This is a genomic window from Mycobacterium sp. UM_WGJ (assembly GCF_000455125.1).
GTDB lineage: Bacteria > Actinomycetota > Actinomycetes > Mycobacteriales > Mycobacteriaceae > Mycobacterium.
Map to the genome: position 1 here is coordinate 1 of NZ_AUWR01000011.1, position 21,213 is coordinate 21,213.

Genomic DNA, 21,213 nt, shown 5'->3' on the forward strand with positions numbered 1-21,213 from the left:
ACACGCCGGGGGGATTCAACGTCGACATGCTGATGCGAATCTTGATGGTATGAAGCGCGGAAATTAACCCCGGCTTGCGCTTCTTGGTTCGCCCAGTTCGTGCCGCAGCTGGTCGATAACGGCTTGGAAAGCTGATTCGTAGGTGCCGCTATTTCTCACGCGATGTTCGCGTACTAGTTTCGCGAAACGTCGCGGGTGAATCTCAGGCCAGTACGGTGAAAATACAAATATTTGCCTTACCTTCGTTGTTGGGCCATTCCGTCGCCATGCATATTTCCTCGGCCAAAATCGAGCCTCAGCCGTAGTTATGCCGGCAAGGGTAGCCTGAACCCATCCCGGTGGAATCAAAGTGCGCCATCCGGTTCCATTCGCTAAAACGCAAAACGGACTGTCACTCACGGTGCATACGTTGCCGTGAGCTAGCAATTCGCCACACCAGCAGCACGGTGCGAACCCTTCAATGGCCAGTCGCACACACGCTGGAAGTCCATCGAGGTCAAGGATGCGCCCGGAAGTGTGCTTTGACCTGGGAGAGGGAGGCGCCCAGGCTTTAGCGGAACTGCCCTGCTTAATGGCATCCATGTTAAATTGGTTATCAAAATAGCGATAGCCGATTTTTTTAATCTCACCCCGTGCTGCTGCAGCCGCGGCCGCCGCGGCTTGGGCGTCGACATCAGGGTGGTCTAACGCCACAATCTGACCCTCGCGACGCACCACGCGATGTTCAATACCATCACATATCACAGCCACGCCACCACCGTTGTCCCAGTCGGGAAGGGTGATGGTTACCGGCGGCCACGCAGATGTGTGGTATTTCCTTTCGCGGGCTCCCTTATCGGACCCACCCTGTGGCGAATCCTGCATATCTGTTGCAAGCGCGGCTTCAGCCTGAAGCGGCGACCACCCCATGTCGATGTATGTGGCGATCTCACCTGGACTAAGGTTGGTATTGATCCAGCGGTGTGCGACGCTGGGCGCTATACCTCGCCTCTGGTACGTCATCGCGTCCTCAAGCCCGATGCCAAACGCCTTCCAGTCCGCCCAGTCTGCTAACGGGATGTTTGAGTTGCGTTGCCACTGGTAGATCTCATTGCCGGTGAAACCGCAAGCGATCAAGCGCTTGAGTTCCGTCACCGCAAACCCGCAATCTAATAGCTCTTCCAGTTCGTTAACTGGCCGGACGTTGGCTACGTAGCGGCCAGGTGCTCTCCAGCCATTGAGCAGTTCGAGCATTTCTTCGAAACTTAGGGGTGCGTCTATGAAGCGTGCCATTCGATACAATGATTGCAGACGTAATCCAGCGGCAGCCCACCGTTTTGCATCCTCCGGCCCGAGGCCCGCGGCACCCAGCCTCTTCGCATAGCTGTGCACGTTCCAGACATCTAAACCGGCTGAAATCCAGCGCTCGCGGTCTTGTGGCCCGAATAGAGGCTCGTGCGGCTCGTTGAAATTCTGAGTGTTAGATTCCATATCGTCCCTTTTCGTTGAAGCGGAAGCTTAGGCGTTGCACGAAGGAAGCCAGGTGAGTTCGTGAGAGGTCTCTGGAACCATTTTTCAGCCTGCTAGGTTATCAACGTGACCATTTTCAACAAAATATACATAGTAAACCGTGTCACCGCCGACGATTTTATGAGAACGATCATGCATCGCCGGCCCGTTCGGCAGTATGGCCGGCGCCTCCGTTCGCTCGCGCACGACGTGGTTCATTTCCCGGTCATGCGTCAGCGATCGGCAGCGCCCGCGCCCGCGCTTCCGCAGCGGACCGAACGCTGGTGAGCACCCGGTGAAAACGATTGTGCACGTTATCCTGAAGATTCAACGGCAAGTCCAGCGCGGTGAACAGCTCGCGCTCTAACACCCATGGCTCCGGCACCGCAATCCAGGAGACCAGAGCGTTGTGGGCCATCCACTGACTCAGCAACGCCTCGCCGGCCGCAAACGTGCGTCGCGTCCCCGATCCAACGCGCCGGAGTTCGATGCCGAGCTCATCGGCCAGCAGACATCCCAACGTTTTGCGAAGCGTTGAACCTTTCGCGTTGCCCCGATAATGCTGCGTGATGCGCTTACGAATGTTCTGCTGGCTGGGTGGTTTTCCGTTTGCGGGCGGTCGGCTGGGACTGATTCCGGCGTAGAGCAACGTCAGTTCACCCTTCCGTTCGCATCGGGAGACATCAATGGCGGCCGGCAGCTGGCGAAACCACCACCCGTAAACGCCCGGTTCCGGCGGGATGGGGCTCGGCCGCGTGAAGATCTCGCTTCTTAAATGCGGCACCGCGGCCAGGTAGCGATCGATCAATTCGCCTTGACTCATGGCATCCTCCCGGTAAGGCACATCGGCGTCACTGCGCCGGCCCTTCGGGCGGCAGCTCCACACCGAGCCGCGATCGCAGCTCCCCGGACAGTGGCGTCAACAACCGGAACGTCACCAACATCGGCTCGGATCCTTCGTGGCGCAAGGGCACCACCCGACCCAGGTACGTGAACGCCCCGTCGGTCGATTTTCGCCGCATCCACAGCTCGATCGACTTGCCGGTCTGCAGCGCGTCGAGAATCTCCTTGCCCTTCTTGCCCCCGGGCGCCGTGGAAGACTGCGAGCTCCACACGAAGATGTCGGGGGCTTCGAAGTGTTCGACATATGGCGTGCGATCCGCGCGTTTCACCAACGTAGCGAACAAGATCGCGTGCTGCTTAAGCGATACATGGCCCGACTGCCAGTTTCCTGGGTTGAAAGCCTCACCGTAGAGCGCGGGAACGTCGCCCCGCTTGAACTGCTCACCGATCCGCGAGGCCAGCGGGTTGACGTCATGCTGGTCGAGCCTGGACACCAGACGGGCAACAGGCCGCATATCAGAACGCCCCTCGATCGGGGCCACAGCGGGATTCGTTGATTCCAGGAGATAGCCCGAACCTTGCCGGCGCAGAAACTTGAGCGTACCGGCAACGCCTGATTTTCCGGCCGTCTCGACCAACACCGGCTGGTCCACATAGTCGCGGGCCGATCCGCCGGTGATCCACTCAAACAGCAGCGGGTCGCCGTGCCGGATTGGATCCGGTCCGCCGTCCATCGAATCACCGTGGGCGAAGCACACGAAGTGACTCGACGGCGCTAGCTCGTGGCCGGCCTGGCGCCGGATCGCGATCTCGCTGGCTGCGTGGTCGCTCCACGATGTCGCCGCGTCCGGCCCGCACGCCACGGTATAGTCGCCGAAGAACGGCACGTAGTCAACGTCAAGGCCGTCAGCAGCGGCAGCGCCGGGGCGCAGCACCAGGGTGCCGTCGATCTGGTCGAGCTCCACGGTGTGCGAGGTTCCGGGATGACCGGCCGATGGCCCGAACCAGCCTCGCAGCAACCCCGGCAGCGCATTGCCGGCCAAGCCGTCCCGGGTGGCCAGGGCAATCGCGCCCTTGGCGAACGACGCGTCGTACTCGATGCCGTCGGCGATGAATGATGCTTGCCCCGAGGGCAAATTCGGATGCTGCCGCCGGTCCAACCGAATGACCGGATGCCCGTTTGCGTAGGCCAGCCGGCAGGTCCACGAGTGAGCCGCCGGGGCGTCCTTGTTGAGCAGGTAATTGGCCAGCCGGTACTCAATGATCTCGGCGACCAGCGAGTCGAAAATAGCCCCGAAGTCGTCGTCGACCACGAATGTCGGCACGATCCGGTCGGCTGCCAAGCGGAACAACGCGTTTGGCCGAGCAACGCCCGATCCGGTGCCGGCCAGGTGGGTGACCGGCCATTTGCGCCAGTAGCCTGCCCACTTCTCCGCCGGCGCGGCGGCCACGTCGGGGAACTCCTTGGCCGGCACTTCGCGGGCAAGGCGCGGATCAGCGAGCAGCAGCCCGCGCGAGGTGTCCGCGTTGTGCGCGATCGCGTCCCCGGTGCGCAGCGCGCCGTCGTGCAGTAGTGCGCGGATCGCTACCAGCTTGTAGCTCTTGGCGATGCTCTCGGTTTGGAAGCCGCGCAGCGTGTCGCCGTGGGCATCGACGACGGCCGCCTCGCGTTCACCGAGCAGGCCGGCGGTCCGCAGGAAAGCGAACCAACTGCCGTGCTTGGCGGTCACGACCGCGGGATCGTGTCCGGCCCGAAGCGCCTGCGCAGCAGTGGGACGCAGCCCTTCTTCATCGAGATAGGAACGGCAGAAGTCCTCGACTGCATCGTGAGCGGTGATGCGCGACAGCTGGCGCAGCATCTCCACCACCGTCAGGTCGTAGTCGACCGAACAGCCATCGGGAAGCTCGAATTCGCCCGCCTCCAAGGCTTGCAGCACCTGCAGCGTCGTCGGGGCCTCTCGGCGGCCCAGGCTCAACAGCGTGCGAGGCTTGAGCAGGAACGATCGGTGGTTGCCGATGAAGTCGATCACCGCCAGCGCATCCTTGCCGTCCAAGGTTCGCAGGCCGCGGCCCAGCTGCTGCAGGAAGACCACTGGTGACTCGGTGGGCCGCAGCATCAGTACGGTGTCGATATCCGGTACGTCGAGGCCCTCGTTGAAGATATCGACGGTGAAGATCATCTCCAGCTCCCCGCTGCGCAGCGCCTCGATCGACGCATGCCGCGGTGCGCTGGTCGGCCCACTGTGCACTGAGGCGCAACGAATCCCGCGCGCGGTGAAGAACTCGGCCATGAAGTCCGCGTGGTGCTTAGTGACGCAGAACGCCAATGTGCGGGCACCGCGCCGAGATTGCCACTCGTCGAACGCCGACTGGGCACGATCCTGGGTTTCGACGGCTGCTTCCAGGGCGGCCGGGTCGAACTTGCCGTTGCGCCATGGGATCGGCGTGAAGTCGACCGGGTCAGGCACACCCCAGTAGTGAAACGGCACCAACTCGTCGCGCTGAATGCCTTCCGCCAGATCGCAGGAGAACACCAGGTTGTCGGCGCAGAGTGCCAGCAGGTCGGCGCCGTCCATCCGATCCGGTGTCGCCGTCAACCCCAGCAGGAAGTTCGGGGTGAAGTGGTTGAGCACGTTGCGGTAGGTGGCGGCCGCGGCGTGATGAAACTCGTCGACCACGATGTAGTCGAAGGCGTCGGGCGTAAAGCGGTCGAGGTTTCGTGACAGCGTCTGCACTGAGGCGAACACCACCTCGGCGCCGGGCTGCTTCTCGTCGCCGTAATACAGGCCCAGCGAGGCTTGGGGGATCACCTGGCGGAACACGTCCCGGCTCTGCTTCAGAATCTCCTCGCGGTGTGCAACAAACAGCACCCGTACCACCTCGGGGCGTGCCGCGTCGAACGCCGCCAACCAGGTCTTGCCAAGACCCGTTGCCATCGTGACCATTCCGGCGCGGAACCCGGCGGCGCGGGTTTGTGTCAAAGCTCGCAGTGCCTCTTGCTGGATCGGGCGGGGTTCTGGTGGCGCTTCTGGCGCGTCGATGACTTCGACTGCTTGCGGAACGTGTGCTGGTGCCGGCTGGTAGGCGGCGATCAGTTCGTCGGTCAGCGGCAGGCTGCGCTCATCGCGCCACAGCGCCTGGAACCTTTCGCGCAGCTCAGCTGTGGCCCCCACCAGCAGGTTCCATTCGATGCCACTGTCGAGGCCCGACCGGCTCAGGTTGCTGCTGCCCACGAAGGCGGCCTCGGCGCGCCCGTGCGACGAATAGAACAGATACGCCTTCGGGTGAAAACTGACATCCGGATCGTGAAAGACCCGGACGTCCAGCTCGTCGGGATGATCGTCCATCAGGTCGTGCAGCCGGGCGAGTGCGGCGAGCTCGGTCAGCGATAGGTAATCAGTGGTGAGAATCCGCACGGTTGCGGCGCGCTCCAGGGCGTCCTGAAGCGCCCCGATGATCAGATTCAGTCCGGACATCTTGATGAAGCTGACGACGATGTCGACGTGGTCGTAATCGACGTCGCGTAGGTGCTGCACCAACTCAGGCAGTAGCAACCGCACCTGGCCGTCGACCAACAGTGGTGTCTTCGATGTCAGCCCGGGCTCTTCGAGACTCTCGGCTGGGTCGGCCAAGTAGTTGCCGCGAGAAGGGATCACGTTGCGCACGCCGCCGCGCGGGTCCGCGATGTCGCCGGTGTAGCGCGGGATGACGTGGAGGTGCAGGTGGTCGACGGTCTGGCCGGCGGCCCTCCCGGCGTTGAAGCCCACGTTGAACCCGTCCGGTTCGTGGCGCTGCGCGATGTGGGCACGCACGTCGTCAACCAAGGCCATCAGATCGATGCGTTCTTCCGGGGTGGCCGCCCACCAGTCGCTGATCTGGCGGCGCGACACCACCAGTGCGTGGCCTGGATTGACGGGAAAGGCGTCCCACACCGCGAAGGCGGACCGGTTCGAGGCAATCCACTCGGCGCGGGGGATGTCGAAGAACGGGGACTCCGGGGAGGGCATTGTTCACTTTCGGGTCGGGCGGCCGTTTCGCGGCGGTTGGCCAGCATTATGCCGAGCGGCGCCGACAGCCTCGCGCGATGGACGACGGCAAGACACCCGAGCAGTCGTCGTCCGTCGGCCCGGTATGCGAAGCTGCGGGTTACTTCGGCGGAAAGGACGTGACAGTGGACGGCGTGGAGCTCGGCGGGTCGGTCGAGGCGGAGGTCTGGGAGCTGCTCGACGCCGACGAGACGGTGAGCGAAGAGACCGCCTACCTGGTCGCCGCGGCACTGCACGGTGACGACGACCTCACCGAGCAGCTGGGCGGCCAGGCCCCGGTACCCCAGCGCCCCGACACCACGACGACAGATACGCCGGCGCCGTTGCGGGCGTTTCTGCGTTCGATCACGGTGTCGGGATTCCGCGGGATCGGCCCGCGCGCAACGCTGGAACTCAACCCGTACTACGGGATCACGGTGATCAGTGGCCGCAACGGATCCGGGAAATCCAGCTTCGCCGAGGCTCTGGAGTATGCCCTGACGGGTTCGAGCTACCGGTGGGACAACAAGAAGGGGCAGCACTGGGAAACCTCCTGGCGGAACCTGCACAGGGGCGAGCCGGCGGCGATCGCCATCGACTTCGCGATGGAACCCGACGATGCGCGCGGCGGAACCACCGCCACCGTCGGCGTCGACTGGGCGACGGGGGCAGAGCTGCACGGTGCCCGCCGGTGGTCGCAGATCAAAGGGCAGAAGCGTGAGCCGGTCACCGCGCTCGGCTGGGACCAGGCGCTGGAGACTCACCGCCCGCTCATGTCCTACGACGAGCTCGGTGGGCGGTTGGAGGATTCCCCGTCGGCACTTTACGACTCGCTCAACCGCCTCCTCGGGCTGGACCTGATCGCCGACGCCGACAACCGGCTCAAGGACGCCGAGAAGCAGCTGAGCGGGCCACGCAAGGCCGCCAACGAGGGCCGTACCCAATTGCGCAAGGGCCTGGACAGCTCGTCTGACCCCCGCGCGGTGCAGGTCAAAAAACTGACCGCGCGCACGCCCTACGACCTCGAGGCGATCACGGCGACGACGCTGGGCACCAACACCGCTCAGGCGGCCACCATCGCACGGCTGCGGGCGCTGGCCGCACTGGTTGTGCCCGAGCCGGCGAACGCCGCCGCGGTCGCGAGCGAGCTGCGGGCCGCGATCGATGACCAGGTGGCAGGCGCCGATGCCGCGGTGAAGGCGATGACGGCGCGGGCGGCGCTGCTGCGCGAAGCGCTGCATCTGCACGCCGACATCGGTGACGGAGCCTGCCCAGTCTGCGAGACCGGGGCATTCGACGCCGACTGGCGGACGGCGGCCGAGGAACGGTTGAAGGAAGCCGACGCGAGCACCATCAAATATCAGGCGATGACGCAGCGGTTGGCGCGGGCGCGGTCGGCGGCCGACGGATTCTTCGGAACCATCACGAGCCAACCTCCGATCGAGGGAGTCGACCTGCCTGCGTTGTCGACTTTCAACGACGCACTGGCGAGTGCGCGGTCGGCGCCCGACAGCTTGTCCGACCTGCCGACCCACCTGGAGGTGGCGGCATTGGACCTGGCTGAGGCCGCGTCCGCGCTGCGGGCCGAGGCCGCACAGCGTGCCGCCGAGCTGGAGGACGCTTGGGCGCCGATCGCCCGCACGATCGCGGCGTGGGTCGAACTGGAGACCGCAGCCCGCAACGACGACGACCGCCTCGACCAGGTGACGACGGCCTTGAAGTGGTTGCGCGCCAATGCCGAAACGCTGCGGGACCGGCGCCTGGCCCCGATGGTGGGCCAAGCTCAGCACATCTGGGGCCGCATGCGTCATGAGAGCAACGTCGACCTGGGCAGCATCACCCTGGAGGGAACTGCCACCCGGCGCCGTGCCGTCATCGACGGGACCGTGGACGGGGTACCGGCCGGAGCCCTGTCGGTGATGAGCCAGGGCGAACTGCACGCACTCGCGCTGGCGTTGTTCATCCCGCGAGCGACCACCGCGGCCAGCCCGTTCCGGTTTATCGTGCTTGACGACCCGATCCAGGCGATGGACCCAGCCAAGATCAGCGGGTTCCTCGACGTGTTGATTGAGCTTGCGAAGACCCGTCAGGTGATCGTTTTCTCCCACGATGACCGGCTGCCGGCGGCCATCCGCGCCCGCTCGGTGCCCGCCCAGCTGCTCGACGTCACCCGAGAGCATCAGTCGGTGGTCGTGGTGAAGGAGAACGACCTGCCGGCCGAGCGGTACGTCGCTGATGCCGAAGCGGTGATCTTCGATGAGGACCTGGATGACCTGATCAAGCGGAAGGCGGCACCCGGCCTGTTCCGCATGGCGATCGAGGCCGCCGCGCACCAGCGGTTTTTCAGCGACCGGGCCAAGGCCGGCGTGGCCTACCACGAGTCCGATGCCGAGTGGGAGAAGGCGATGACGACCCAGAGTCGGGTGGCGCTGGCGCTGACCGGGGACGCCTCAGGCGATGTGTCCGGCTGGAAAGCCTATCGGCCACACCGCTTCCCGACGATAGCCATCTGCGCTTCGGGCGTCCACAAGGGCGCCGCGCTCGACCGCAACAGCGTCGCGGATCTCCGCAAGACGGTGCGCGATATCGTGGAGAACCGTTGACCACCACCGGCGAACTCCTGCTCGCGCGGGCCGACGCACTGCTGGACTCCCCGGACGGCGCGGCAGTGGGCAACTCCGCGCGCCTCGCGGCATTCCTGGCACGCCAGGCGGTGGAGGAGCTGATCGACGCCCGCTGCGCGGTGCTGTGCGGGGGGCAGGCGGCGGTCGGGACGCAGAAGGCGAAACTCGCCGTACTTAAGTCGCTCGACACCACGCCGGCCGGCGGAGTCCTCATCGACGCCTGGCACCAGCTGAGCGGCTTCTGCCACCAACACGCCTACCAGCTTTCGCCGACGGTGGGAGAGGTTCGGGTGTTGTGCGCGGCGGTTCGGGACGCATACTTCAGCGGGATACGGTCGGGGACGGTGCCTGCTGCAGGAGACACAGCTGGCACATGACAGCGGCACTCATGTGCTCGCGCCAGCACCATGACCCCTTTCGACGTATTCCACCACCGCATTCAGCGTCGCGATCAACCGCATGTCCTCCACGTTGCGTGCGCGGGCGTTCAGCAGCTCCTCGGTGCACACCAGATATGCCAGGCACCGGGCTCGGCTGATCGCGACGTTGAGCCGGTTGCGGGAGAACAGAAAGTCGGCGCCTCGGGAGATGTCCTCCCCGGTGGAGGTGGTCATTGAGAAGAACACCACCGCCGCCTCACCGCCCTGAAACTTGTCGACGGTGCCGACCGCCACACCACGGGTCGACGCGTCGGCATCGAGCCGGTCTCGAATCATCCGCACCTGATGGTTGAAGGGTGCGACCACCATGAAATCTGAGACTGTCAGCGGGTTTTCGTCGCCGTCCTCGTCGGTCCAGATGGTGCCGACCAGCCGAGCGATCTCGGCCGCGATCAGCTCTGCCTCCTGCTCCGAGGATGTGCTGTTGCCGCGGTGCTCGGCCCGCAGCCAGCGCAGTCCGGTTCCGGCCACCGTGTTCTGCTGCTCGCAGCTCGAATCATGGCCGAGTTGGCCGGCATAGATCTCCTCGGAGATGAACCGGCACACGTCAGGGTGCATGCGGTAGGTCTTCGACAAGAAGACACCACGATCGCGGGGCATGATCGCGGCCTCGCCGAGGATGTGTTCCAGTACGCTGCGCCCGCTGTCGTTGGGGTGGCTGGCCTGGGCGACCTGCGACAGTTGCAGCGGATCACCGAGCAGAACGACATTGCGCGCCGACAATGATGCCGCAAGGGCGTCGGCCAGCGACACTTGGCCGGCTTCATCGATCAACAACACATCGACGGGGGAGTTGCGCATCTCCTTCGAACCGAAGAGCCACGTCGTACCGGCGACGAGGTTTACATCGCGCCGGGCGCACTTGGTTTTGCTGCCGGCCGTGGTGCCGTCAGGAACCCATGTCGAACCGCTCTTCGGCTTCTTCACCGCGTTGAGCTTGTCGATATCGCCGTTGTCGCGGAACAGCTCCACCACCTTCTTCAGCAGGTGGTCGACTGCGTGGTGCGTCGTCGCGGTAACCCCGACGCGTCGTCCCTCCAGTATCAACGTGCGAATGAGACGCGCTGCGCTGTAAGTCTTTCCCGCGCCCGGAGGGCCCTGGATCGCGACGAAGCTGTTGTCGAGTTTGGTCACCCAGCGCCTCATGTCGGCCAGATCGTCGGTGAAAAGACCACCGAGCGGCCCGGCACCGTCGGTGAAGCACGGTAGCTCGCGGCGCAGCAGCGCCATTGTCACCGGGTTGGTGTCGGCACCGTCGAGCAGCTGGGCGGCAAAGCCCGAGAGTGCCTCGCGCTTCGGTTCCGGACCGATCCAGTCGTGCAGGAGCACCACACTGGGCGGCAGAATCCCGGCTTCCCGCACCTTCGTGCCCCACTGCAGGTCGAGAAGGTGGTTCCTGCGGTCGAGGTTCTCAATCGCGCAAGAGAACCGTTGGCCTTCGGCGTCGACGAACATGACACTTCCGCCGTCGTAGGGGAAACGGTGGAGCGATTGCGGGGGGAAGACGAAGCGCAGCCCCGGGGTGATCGGCTTCCCGGTCTTGCCCAGCCGCTCGACCTCGCCGACGTACTGTAGTTCTGTCAGAGCTTCGGGGTCGTCCCGTAGGGCGGTGGTGTCGCCCTGCAGCTTGGCCATCTTCGGCCCGATGTAGGCGAACCATTCCCGGCGCCAGTATCCGAGCAGATCACCGAGAAGGTACTCGGAAGTATCGGCGGGGAAGGCGTGCAACTGCTCTACGTGCACGTCGAGTTCCGGCAACCCGGGGTCCGGTTCGAGGACGCTTTCGCGCCACGCCAACTCAGCCGGACGGTGCTGTACCAACCAATCTCGTAGCGCCATCGTCGCTCGCACATCGTCTTCGTTGTAGACGGCGATGCGGTCCAATCGGGCTTGGCCGCCGTGTTTCATGAATTCTTCGTATTGCAGTACCGCGCCGGCGCCCTTGTCGATGTCGTGGCTGCGTTGAAAGTCGGTGAGCCGCTCCAGGGCTTTGAGGCCGTAGGATTCGGTGCCGACCTGGATACTGTTGCGGGCCACCAGCAGAAGGTCCACGAACAAGCCGGTCTCGATCAGTTCCGCCAACGCCCGCTGCGCGACGTTGTGCTTCTCGGCGAGCGTTACCAGCGACGATCGTTCGGTGTGGTTGTAGTGGTAGACGTGCATCTCCGGAAAGGCCGCGCGCCGCTGCACCAGGTAGTCGATCAGTTCGGCTGCCGCCACGGCTTCGGCCTCGAGATCGTGCGCCCGCCATTCGCGGTAGTGCCACTGCCTGTCGCTGTCGCGTTCCAGCAGACCGAACAGGAAGAACAGTCCGGTCTCGACACGCCAGAACGGATGCCCCTCGAAGTCGAGGAACACATCGCCGTCGTCGGGGCGGGGAAGTTCCTCGAATCCATGCCCCCACATCGGATCTTCGCCGGGTTCGATGAGCTGGAACGGGGGTGCGGCGTCTTCGCCCAGCAACGCTGCTTCAATCTGCAGCCGTGCCTGTTCGGTCAATCGCTGCAGCCGCCGCGGACCCAATCCCTCCACGGGTGTCTGTGCCTGAGCCAGCGCGGTCATGTTCGGGATACCGGCAATCTCCAAAGTTGCGGTCTCCGGTGCGCGAATCCCGGCCACCAGGCTCAGCGCACCCTCGTCGCGCCACTGCTGATCGCAGAGCGTTCTGAACTCGCAGAAATCGCAGTACGCGCAAGGCCTCGGAACAGTACCGGCTTCGGGTCCGCCCGCCAGCGTCTCGGTCAGCTGCTTGCGCAATCGGCGCCAGTAGGGGCTGAAATCATTGACCCGCAGCGTCTCGGTCTTCCCCGAGCCCAACCACAGGTGCATGTGCTCGGGACGCACCCCGGTGAGTGCTTCCAACGCGTCGGCGTAGAAACAGAGCTGCAACACGTGGCCGGGCTTGGCTTCGGCGCGCGCAAGTTTGGCGTCCACCGGCTCGTAGCCGCCGTCCGCGGTGCGGACCAGGAAGTCGGCGATGCCGCGCACTCCGTCGTGGATGAACGGCATCTGATAGATGATGTCCCACCCGTCGTCGAACGGGTTGCCGACGCGAGCGACCCACGACTGGAAGGTCTCGCCTCGGCCTCTTGCGGGCACCTCCAGAACAGACTTGCGGTTCGCCCGGTACTCGTCCAGACACTGCTGCTCATGCTGCAATCCCTTGTCGAGCAGCAGCTTCGCGAACTCGCCGAACGTCGACCTCGGCTGCGGCAGGGTTCCGCCATCTACCTGGTTACGCAACGTCAGGTAGTGCGCGCAGTCCAGCCAAGCGGTGATCTTCGACGGCGTCAGCAGATACTCGGTTGGTATCAGGTCACTCACCGGACGATCCTCCTGTCGCGTTGTTGCGACGGTGATAAAACGGCGGCGGATACGCCGGCTCATACGGTGCGCACACCTCATGTGCGGGGTCGTAGTATCCGCCCGAGCAGGTCTGGTCGTAGCCGGGCTGGGGGTTGGCGGGTAGATACGGCTGGCAGATCTGGTGCACGGGGTCGTAGTAGCCGTTGCCGCCACAGGGGGCCAGCGGGATCACGATGCCCGCTATCAGTACGTCGATCATCGCCGTTGGCCTGGCACGGCGTTGTTGCCGGGGTGGGGAACCGCGACTGCGATCTCTTTCAACTTGAAAACCTTCCGTAGCTGAACCGCCGCAATAGTTATAGGCCGGGGCGCCGACACAAGGCGTTGGTTCGCCCAGTTTTCAGCGCGATTCCCAGCGCCAGCCCCGATGCTCCTGCCGATCGGTGGCGCAGGCCAGCAGCGACCACCGTGGCCCTTGCCAGGCGAAGATCGCTACCTGCCCGAAACGCAGCCCGACTGCACGGGCCTGATCATCGTCCAGGCCGAACACCGCCCGACTCTCTTGGCGATGAATGCCATCGAAGCTGCCGCCGATCGCCCGGATCGAGGCGACACCTGCGGCCTGCTGTTCGCGGTCCAACGCGGTCATCCGTGCGACGCTCTCCGCGCTGATGGGATCGGTGTTGGGTTGCATCGCGGTGATCGCGTGCAGCAGGCCCAGAGGAGTACGGGTGCAACCAATTTCGTCGCTATATAAGGGCCATGTTCTGCGAGCATTGAGTCCTGAGTGAGGGGGCCGATCCATGATCGAGATCGCAGTCATCGCCTTCGTCGTGGTGAACACCTTGGCGCCCGGCGCGGCCGCCGAGATCCGGCCGTCGATACACCGCAGTTATTGCGGTAACCGCACTAACTGCGGTATGGTGGAGTATGTCCAACCGATACAAGCTGATTCGCAGTCACCTTGACCACGCCGAGTTGGCCAACTCGGCGGCCCAAACGCTGCAGCACCTTCGTTCTGTTCTGACGGAGGTTGGCCAGTTGCTCGATGAGCAGCTGGCCAACGCGGTCGTCGACGACGAGCTGTCGCTCGCGGCGGCAGGAAAGAGCGCCGGCCTCACCGAAAACGCGGTGGGGCCACGGTTGGCCAACACGGCCAGGTTGGCGCCGTACGTGACGGCGGGAGCGGCCCGAATCACCGCCGAAGACGTCAAACGTGCCCGCCAAGACAAGTACGCCCGCAAGTCGCTGCCGCCGGCGGCTCCTGCCGAACCGATGCGGTTCAAGCCGCGCCGAAGCACCAAACCGTCCCGATAACCCCGAAAGGACCGACCATGTCCAATCAGAATCTCACCTGGCTCGTGTTCCTGCTCGACCGCTCCGGCTCGATGCAATCGATCAAGTCCGATGTCATCGGAGGATTCGAGGCGTTCATAGCCGAGCAACGCGCGGGGGAGGGTCGCTGCGCGGTGACCCTGGCGCAGTTCGACAACGAGTACGAAGTCGTCTACCACGGCATCGGCCTCGACGACGTGCCGACGCTGAGTTTGCACCCGCGCAACAGCACCGCGCTGTTGGACTCGATGGGTAAGCTCATCACCGACACCGCCGCCGAGATCGGTGCGCTGGACGAGGCCGACCGGCCCGGCACCATCGTCCTGGCGATCATGACCGACGGGCTGGAAAACGCCAGCAACGAATGGCGTCGTCCCGACATCAAAGCCCTTGTGGAACGACAGACCAATGACCACGGTTGGGAGTTCCTCTACATGGGTGCCGACCAGGATGCCGTCGAGGTGGGCAGGGGGCTTGGTGTCAAAGACGGACAAGCCATCACCTACGCGAGGGGCAAGTCACGCGAGTCGATGAGGGCAACGTCGATGAATATCCGCGGTTACCGCACCGCCAAACTGAGCGATGCGGACGCGGCGATGGTCGGATTCTCTGCCGAACAACGCGCAGAGCTGGCGGACGACGCTCAAGCGGGACGTGGGGATGCCGGGCGGGAGCGCTAGCCGCCTTTGCCTCGGCATATTCGGCACACGGGCGCGGGTATGGATGTGCAATTGATCGCCTGGCGAACGGCATTAGGCCGCTGCTCGATGGGATTCCCATAGCGACCGACATCGAAATGTGCCTACATGGGCCGTTCCCTCTCGGCCAGCGGCTGCGGCGGGTCCTCACCGCTGGCTTCCATATCGGCGATCACGTCGTCCATCAGACGCAACAAGCCGGCGAACGCCTCCGCAGGGGATGCCTCGAGCCACGATAGGGAGGGGAACTCCACGCACAATGCGACCCACTCGCCATCTTCGGGGGACCACTCAACGCGGTAGGTGTAGTCTTCACCGAGTTCTCGGTCGGCGGCCGGCGTGTGCGTCCTGCCGGGATGTGGCAGACCTGTTGCAGCCGTTGACGAAGACGCATCAGCACCGTCATTTCTCCCGTCTTGTCCTACCGCACTCTGGGGAAGCGCGGCTGGTGGGGCAGCCAGTCGAATAGCTCGGCTGCCCGTTGCGCACACCGTATCCGGAACGGCTGACAGGCCAGCGGGATTTTGCGAGCACAACGATCTGTCAGTGCCTGGCGCTATCCTGAGGTTGCGTCATGAGATGCCGTTGCCAAGCTCCGACTGGGCGGCACGCCAACCCCACGCTCGTGGGTGGCTCGGATGACGACGCGGCCTGCATCAACCGGTGCCGGCAAGAGCGCCTCTGTCAGCAGGGGCCCGAAAGCTCGGTGGAGTGATGGCGGAATTGGATCTGGCGAAGTTGCGTGCTGCCGCTGCGGAATTCGGATATTGGCCAGCGACTACCGACGATAAGCACCTGGCGAAGCTACGCGACGACAATGATCGCTTCGACGGCGTGAACTGGATTGGGCGACACCGTTTTCGCGGACATGATCCGCACCCAGCGCCGACCCATGATGATCCGGAGCGATGGGATTGCGATTGCGGCGAAGTGTGGCGCGGCCACACCCGCGGACAGACCAGTAGGAGATACGCACACCTCAGGGCCCAAAGAGATAGGAGAACCCCGGATGACTGACTCCGCGGTGGCAGGTTACGACATCATCGGCGACGTCCACGGCTGCGCCGACGAGCTGGAGGCGTTGCTGGCCCAGCTCGACTACGAGATCTCCGACGGCACAGGGGAATACCGCCACCCGAGCCGGCAAGCGGTGTTCGTTGGCGACCTCATCGACCGCGGTCCCGGCCAATTGCGGGTGCTACAGGTTGTCAAGGCCATGGTCGATGCGGGCAGCGCCCAGATCGTGATGGGCAACCACGAGTTCAACGCACTGGGCTACCATTACGAACACCCGGCCGGCAGCGGGAAGCACCTGCGAACCCGCAACGCGAAGCACACCAAGCAGCACCAGGAATTCCTGGACCAGCTCACCGACGACCAACAGCGCCACTACCTGGACTGGTTCGCCACCCTGCCGCTGTGGCTGGATCTGGAGGGCGGGCTGCGCGTCGTGCATGCCTGTTGGCATGAGGAATCGATGGATATGGTGCAACGGCACTGCAAGTCCAGCGCCCCTTTTGCAGATGCGGCGCACCTGGTGGCGGCATACGACAAGGCGCACGAGCTCTACGACGCGATCGAAAACCTGCTCAAGGGCGCGGAGATCAGCCTCGTCGGGCACGGCCTGCCCGCGTACCAAGACAAGGACGGCCACACCCGGGAGGAAGCCCGCACCCGCTGGTGGAACAGCGACGCGCGCACCCTGCGTGACATCGTCGTGATGAGCAGCAGCTACACCACCGCGGATGGCGAGCTCTACCCGCAACTGCCGGAGAAGGCACTGCCGCCCGGGGACCGACCGTTCGTCTACACCGGCGAGGTCCCGGTGTTCTACGGCCATTACTGGCGGCAGGATTCACCGACCCCCGGCGAGGACTTCACCGGCCGCACCGCGTGCGTGGACTTCAGCGCCGTCAACGGCGGGACGCTGACCGCCTACCGGTGGTCGGGGGAGGACACGATCGACCCCGACAACTACGCGCAACTGCGCTGACCGATGATAGCGTCGGCGCTACCCATTTCGGAACTATCTATGTCCTTCCGGCACGGCGGCAGCGCATTTTCCCGGGCCGATGATCGGCGCCGGGATCGGTCGCACCGGCTACGTCTACGTATTCGCCGCGCAGTGCCGCGCTGAGGCCCTGCGACCATGTACCCATGACCGCAACACTCGTCGCCAAGAACGTCGCCGGCGGCTTCGCGCACCGCACGCTGTTCGAGGGCGTGGACCTGACCGTCGCACCGGGCGACGTCGTCGGCGTCGTGGGTGCCAACGGCGCCGGCAAGAGCACCCTGTTGCGGATCCTGGCCGGCGATCTGGAGCCGCTGCACGGCGCGGTCACCATCGCCCCGGCCGATGCGTTCGTCGGGTGGCTGCCGCAGGAGCACGAGCGGGTGGCCGGGGAGACCGTCGGCGCCTACATCGCGCGCCGGACCGGCTGCGCCCAGGCGACGCAGGCCATGGACGCCGCGGCCGCGGCACTGGCCGATCCAGATCTGGCTTCCGCGCATGCCGATCCGGCCGAGGCCTACTCGACCGCGCTGGATCATTGGCTGGTCACCGGCGCGGCGGACCTCGACGACCGGGTGCCGGCGGTGCTGGCCGACCTCGGACTGGACTCCGAGGCGGTGCAGCCCGAGTCGACGCTGATGACCGGCTTGTCGGGTGGGCAGGCCGCCCGGGTGGGACTGGCCGCGCTGATGCTGTCGCGGTTCGACATCGTCCTGCTCGATGAGCCGACCAACGATCTCGACCTGGACGGGCTGGCCCGGCTGGAGCAGTTCGTCCAAGACCTCCGTGGCGGGGTGGTGCTGGTCAGCCACGATCGGGAGTTCCTGGCCCGCAGCGTCACTCGTGTCCTGGAGCTGGATCTGGCGCAGAACACCACGACCGTCTTCGGCGGCGGATACGACAGCTATCTCGAGGAACGGGAGATCAACCGCCGGCACCGGCGTGAGCAGTACGACGAGTTCGCCGAGAAGAAGGCCGACCTGGTCGCTCGGGCCCGCGTACAGCGGGAATGGTCCAGTCAGGGCGTCCGCAACGCCATCCGCAAGGCCCCCGACAACGACAAGATCCGCCGCCGCGCCGCCACCGAGTCCAGCGAGAAGCAGGCGCAGAAGGTGCGCCAGATGGAGAGCCGGATCGCCCGCCTCGAGGAGGTCGTCGAACCCCGCAAGGAATGGACGCTGCAGTTCACCATCGGGACGGCGCCACGGTCGAGTTCGGTAGTCGCGACACTCGACAATGCCGTAGTGCGGCACGGCGATTACGTCCTCGGACCGGTGTCGCTCCAGGTGGATGCCGGCGAGCGGATCGGCATCGTGGGCCCCAACGGGGCGGGAAAGTCGACGCTGCTGCGCCTGCTACTCGGCCGTCAGCAGCCCGACGCGGGCCGCGCAAGCCTGGGCGCCAACGTCGCCATCGGTGAAATCGACCAGGCCCGCGCCGATTTCACCGGCCCCGCCCGGCTGGTCGATCGCTTCGAGCAGCGGGTCCCGGACTGGTCGACCGCCGACGTGCGAACCCTGCTGGCGAAGTTCGGACTGACCGCCGATCATGTGGAGCGCGCGGTCGACGACCTTTCGCCCGGGGAGCGCACTCGCGCCGGCCTCGCATTGCTGCAGGCCTGCGGCACGAACGTGCTGGTCCTCGACGAACCGACCAACCATCTCGATCTGCCCGCCATCGAACAGCTTGAACAGGCACTGGAAACCTACGACGGTGCGCTGTTGTTGGTGACCCACGACCGCCGGATGTTGCAGAACGTCCGGTTGGACCGCACCTGGCGGGTCGAGGCCGGGAGCGTTACCGAGTTGTAGGCCGAAGGGCTCTAGGTGGCTCAGCCACCTGACCGGCGCATACGTAGACGGGCGGCGTGCGGTGCCATGGCCCCATCGCTCGGGGCGCCGAACTCCGCTAAATCTCGCAACGCGGCGGGTTACTGCCGGTGGATTTGAGGACTTCGGTGTGTGCTTCGGCGAGCAATTCCTCATTCTGGATGTCGGGTCTGCTGCATGAATAGGTGACTGTCACCTATCCGTGCAGCAGACCCCTTCCAAGAACTGGTTGCTCAGTGGGCTCCGAGCGAGGACGTTATGCGACACCACGTCGCCGAACGGAAGTTCCCCCGTCACCGCTGAGCTGCGCCACCAGTTCCACCGGATCGGCGCCGTCCGCCAGCAGGGCGGCCAGCGGATCACGCTGCTGCGGCGAGATCGGTTCCAGCGCGAAGAACTGCAGCCCGGCCCCGTCGGTCGTCACCCGGGCGCAGACCAACTGCCCGGGCTGCAACTGCAGGCTGGTCATGCGTAGGCCTACCTCGTGCCGGCCGCCGGTGTGCACGTCGCGGATGGTGACACTCTGGTCGCCATGCACGTCCCCGATTTCGAACACCGCCCGTGGTGCCAGCAGCCACTGCTGAGCCAATGCCCATTCGTCGTCGGGAAGCAGCGGGCCGCGCACGGTCAGGAAATCCTCGAAGCCGCCGCCCTCGAACAACACCGCATCGATCACCAGCGGATCGGCCAGCGCCGCGTTGAACGCGTCATCGTCGTCCAGGATGGCGAACCGACACCGTTCCCAGGCGACCGCATGGCGCAGATCGGTCCAATCGCTGAACAGCACGTGCTGAATCGCCTTGTGATACAGCCAGCCCACCCGGTCGCGCAACGGCAGCCCGCGGAGATGGCACTTCTTATATTTCCTTCCGGATCCACACCAGCACAGTGCATTTCGGCCTAGATCGGTCCGCGGCGCGACGCGGTGCAACTGCAGCAGGTATGTCAGCGGATGGTCCGCTGGTGCTCCGGCACGGCGCAGCAGGGCCAGGCCCGTCTCCGCATCGCCGCGGTCGGAGGCGATGCCGGCCAGATCGAGCAGGGGCAACGGCCACTGGCCGTCCATCGCCTCAGCCGCCAGCAACTCACGCTCGAACCCGGCGACATCGCCTGCGCGTTCCAGTGCCACCGCACGAAGCCAATGGCAGGCCACCCGTGCCGACGGCGGAACCCGTGAGGCCAAAGCGTCCGCCAGCAACCGCAAACCGCCCGCACTGAACCGGCCATACCGCACGGTTTCCGCCGCCAGCAGCTCGGCAATCACCGGATCGCTCAGCGCATGGCCCACGTCATCCATGATGTCGCCGAACTCGATCACTGCAGACTCGACGGTAGTTGCTTCGGGCCATGAGTCGTGCAGCTGGCGCACCACCATCAGCCGATACAGCCGCAGCAGCGTGTTCAGCGTCAGCGCGTCATCCTCGCCGAGCCGGTGGCGCCGCGCGAGCCGCTCGCAATCCCGATCGAAAACCCAACGGCTGAAATCGAATTCCGGTGGTGCCAGCCACACGCCATGCTGGGTCACGCCGTGTTCGGCGACAAGCTCCGACAGCGGGGCGCCCGGCCCGGTGAACAGCGTCGGATCTGCCAGGCACGCCTTCCAGGCCAGTGCGTCGACGCGCTCCGGCTGCCTATCGAGTTGCGTGGCCAACTGTGTGCCCGCCGCGGAGTCGGTTGTGGTGGCGACCCGTTCGACCACCAGGCCTGCCTCGCCCAGACGCAGGGCGACCAGATCACCTTTATCGACGCCGAGTGTCTCGAAAGTGCCTGTGGCCAGCGCGAGCACACCGCCTCTGTCGACCGCCCACGTCGGAATCTCCAACTGGCCCAGCAGATGATCATCGCCGGGCATCACGTAGTGGACCGCGGACCCGTCGACCAGTCGTTGATACGGGGCACTGTCGCAGAGTGCGGCGATCGGGGCCAGATCCGGGGTGATGTGGAGTAGGTCGAAGCTCACCTCCGGCTCGGTGACCCGGCGCGTGAACACCCGGCCGCCCAGCACGCCGGGCAGCCATGCCCAGCGCCCGTCGGTCAATTGACCTACCGGAATGTCGATTTCGAGGTGCAGTCGCCGCAGGACGCGGGCGGGGTCGGCCACGCCGGCGTCCCGCAGATAATCGGCGATGTCGTCTTCACCCAGCGGGCCGTGCTTAGTGAGAATCTTCGACAGTGCCCCAAGGGGATCCAACGGTTCGTTCATGGCGGTGAGGCTAGGGACGCGGCCGTTGAGCCGCACTTCACCTGATCGGCCGGTGGGGAGAACTGCCGCGACATGACGTCCGTTGTCGCTCAGAGGCGGTCAACGATCACATATGTCCGACGACTGGTTACTCGACTGGCGCTGGTTGGGCGGTGCCGCCCTGTCCGTCGATCACCTGCTGAATCAGCCCGGCAATGCGCTCTTGACCGGCCGCGGTGAGGGCGAACTTGGATCGCATCTCCTGGCGCATGTCGGTGATGTCGCGCCGCATGTCGACCATGTCCGTCCGCAACGTATTGACGCTTGCGACGGTCGCCCGACGGAAACCCCGAATCTCACTGACGTCGCGGTCGACCGCCCTGGCCAGCTCGCGAACAGCAGCCACACCGAGGTTGTCGGGCTGCATGGGTG

General features: G+C 65.1%; 14 protein-coding genes and 1 riboswitch. Of the genes, 6 read left to right on the forward strand and 8 right to left on the reverse strand.

Going from position 1 to position 21,213, the window contains the following annotated elements; genetic code table 11:
* Window positions 1–63 precede the first annotated feature (63 nt).
* The 3 genes from N416_RS23105 to N416_RS0104460 all read right to left on the reverse strand — a co-directional run bounded on the left by N416_RS23105 (window position 64) and on the right by N416_RS0104460 (window position 6,338).
* The gene (locus N416_RS23105; protein WP_155943317.1) at window positions 64–1,470 is read right to left on the reverse strand and encodes a hypothetical protein; all 1,407 of its coding nucleotides are present in this window, start codon (window positions 1,468–1,470) and stop codon (window positions 64–66) included.
* 244 nt (window positions 1,471–1,714) lie between these two features.
* Window positions 1,715–2,311 carry a GIY-YIG nuclease family protein gene (locus tag N416_RS0104455; protein ID WP_024440928.1) on the reverse strand — a complete coding sequence of 199 codons (597 nt, stop codon included), beginning with the start codon at window positions 2,309–2,311 and terminating at the stop codon, window positions 1,715–1,717.
* Between the two features lie 28 nt (window positions 2,312–2,339).
* Window positions 2,340–6,338, reverse strand: a complete 3,999-nt coding sequence (locus N416_RS0104460) for a DUF3427 domain-containing protein (RefSeq protein WP_024440929.1) — start codon at window positions 6,336–6,338, stop codon at window positions 2,340–2,342.
* A 77-nt stretch (window positions 6,339–6,415) separates the two neighbouring features.
* On the opposite strand from N416_RS0104460, the gene N416_RS0104465 reads away from it, so the two are divergent.
* The gene (locus N416_RS0104465) at window positions 6,416–8,959 is read left to right on the forward strand and encodes an AAA family ATPase (RefSeq protein ID WP_231383988.1); all 2,544 of its coding nucleotides are present in this window, start codon (window positions 6,416–6,418) and stop codon (window positions 8,957–8,959) included.
* Complete coding sequence (locus N416_RS0104470) at window positions 8,956–9,357, forward strand: hypothetical protein (RefSeq protein WP_024440931.1); 402 nt, start codon at window positions 8,956–8,958, stop codon at window positions 9,355–9,357. Before N416_RS0104465 ends, N416_RS0104470 begins: the two co-directional genes overlap by 4 nt.
* Window positions 9,358–9,366: 9 nt before the next feature.
* On the opposite strand, the gene N416_RS0104475 is transcribed toward N416_RS0104470, so the two are convergent.
* From N416_RS0104475 to N416_RS23720, 3 genes are all read right to left on the reverse strand, one after another.
* On the reverse strand, window positions 9,367–12,744 hold the full coding sequence (locus N416_RS0104475; RefSeq protein ID WP_024440932.1) for a TM0106 family RecB-like putative nuclease: 3,378 nt from the start codon (window positions 12,742–12,744) through the stop codon (window positions 9,367–9,369).
* The gene (locus N416_RS23110; RefSeq protein WP_024440933.1) at window positions 12,737–12,985 is read right to left on the reverse strand and encodes a hypothetical protein; all 249 of its coding nucleotides are present in this window, start codon (window positions 12,983–12,985) and stop codon (window positions 12,737–12,739) included. The genes N416_RS0104475 and N416_RS23110 overlap by 8 nt, the downstream gene beginning before the upstream one ends.
* A 141-nt stretch (window positions 12,986–13,126) precedes the next feature.
* Window positions 13,127–13,549, reverse strand: a complete 423-nt coding sequence (locus N416_RS23720) for a DUF3293 domain-containing protein (protein WP_369797567.1) — start codon at window positions 13,547–13,549, stop codon at window positions 13,127–13,129.
* A 107-nt stretch (window positions 13,550–13,656) separates the two neighbouring features.
* Here N416_RS23720 and N416_RS0104490 point away from each other — a divergent pair, with 107 nt between their 5' ends.
* The 4 genes from N416_RS0104490 to N416_RS0104510 all read left to right on the forward strand — a co-directional run bounded on the left by N416_RS0104490 (window position 13,657) and on the right by N416_RS0104510 (window position 18,581).
* A complete protein-coding gene (locus N416_RS0104490; protein WP_024440935.1) occupies window positions 13,657–14,043 on the forward strand; it encodes a hypothetical protein in 387 nt (128 codons plus the stop codon).
* 17 nt (window positions 14,044–14,060) lie between these two features.
* Window positions 14,061–14,741 carry a VWA domain-containing protein gene (locus tag N416_RS0104495; protein ID WP_024440936.1) on the forward strand — a complete coding sequence of 227 codons (681 nt, stop codon included), beginning with the start codon at window positions 14,061–14,063 and terminating at the stop codon, window positions 14,739–14,741.
* A 588-nt stretch (window positions 14,742–15,329) separates the two neighbouring features.
* Window positions 15,330–15,441: riboswitch (SAM riboswitch) on the forward strand.
* 327 nt (window positions 15,442–15,768) lie between these two features.
* The gene (locus N416_RS0104505; RefSeq protein ID WP_024440937.1) at window positions 15,769–16,752 is read left to right on the forward strand and encodes a metallophosphoesterase; all 984 of its coding nucleotides are present in this window, start codon (window positions 15,769–15,771) and stop codon (window positions 16,750–16,752) included.
* A 164-nt stretch (window positions 16,753–16,916) separates the two neighbouring features.
* Complete coding sequence (locus N416_RS0104510) at window positions 16,917–18,581, forward strand: ABC-F family ATP-binding cassette domain-containing protein (protein WP_024440938.1); 1,665 nt, start codon at window positions 16,917–16,919, stop codon at window positions 18,579–18,581.
* Between the two features lie 274 nt (window positions 18,582–18,855).
* On the opposite strand, the gene N416_RS0104515 is transcribed toward N416_RS0104510, so the two are convergent.
* Both N416_RS0104515 and N416_RS0104520 read right to left on the reverse strand, forming a co-directional pair.
* Window positions 18,856–20,802: an SEC-C domain-containing protein gene (locus N416_RS0104515; protein WP_024440939.1), complete on the reverse strand. Its 1,947-nt coding sequence runs from the start codon at window positions 20,800–20,802 to the stop codon at window positions 18,856–18,858.
* Between the two features lie 127 nt (window positions 20,803–20,929).
* On the reverse strand, window positions 20,930–21,208 hold the full coding sequence (locus N416_RS0104520; RefSeq protein WP_024440940.1) for a hypothetical protein: 279 nt from the start codon (window positions 21,206–21,208) through the stop codon (window positions 20,930–20,932).
* Window positions 21,209–21,213 lie beyond the last annotated feature (5 nt).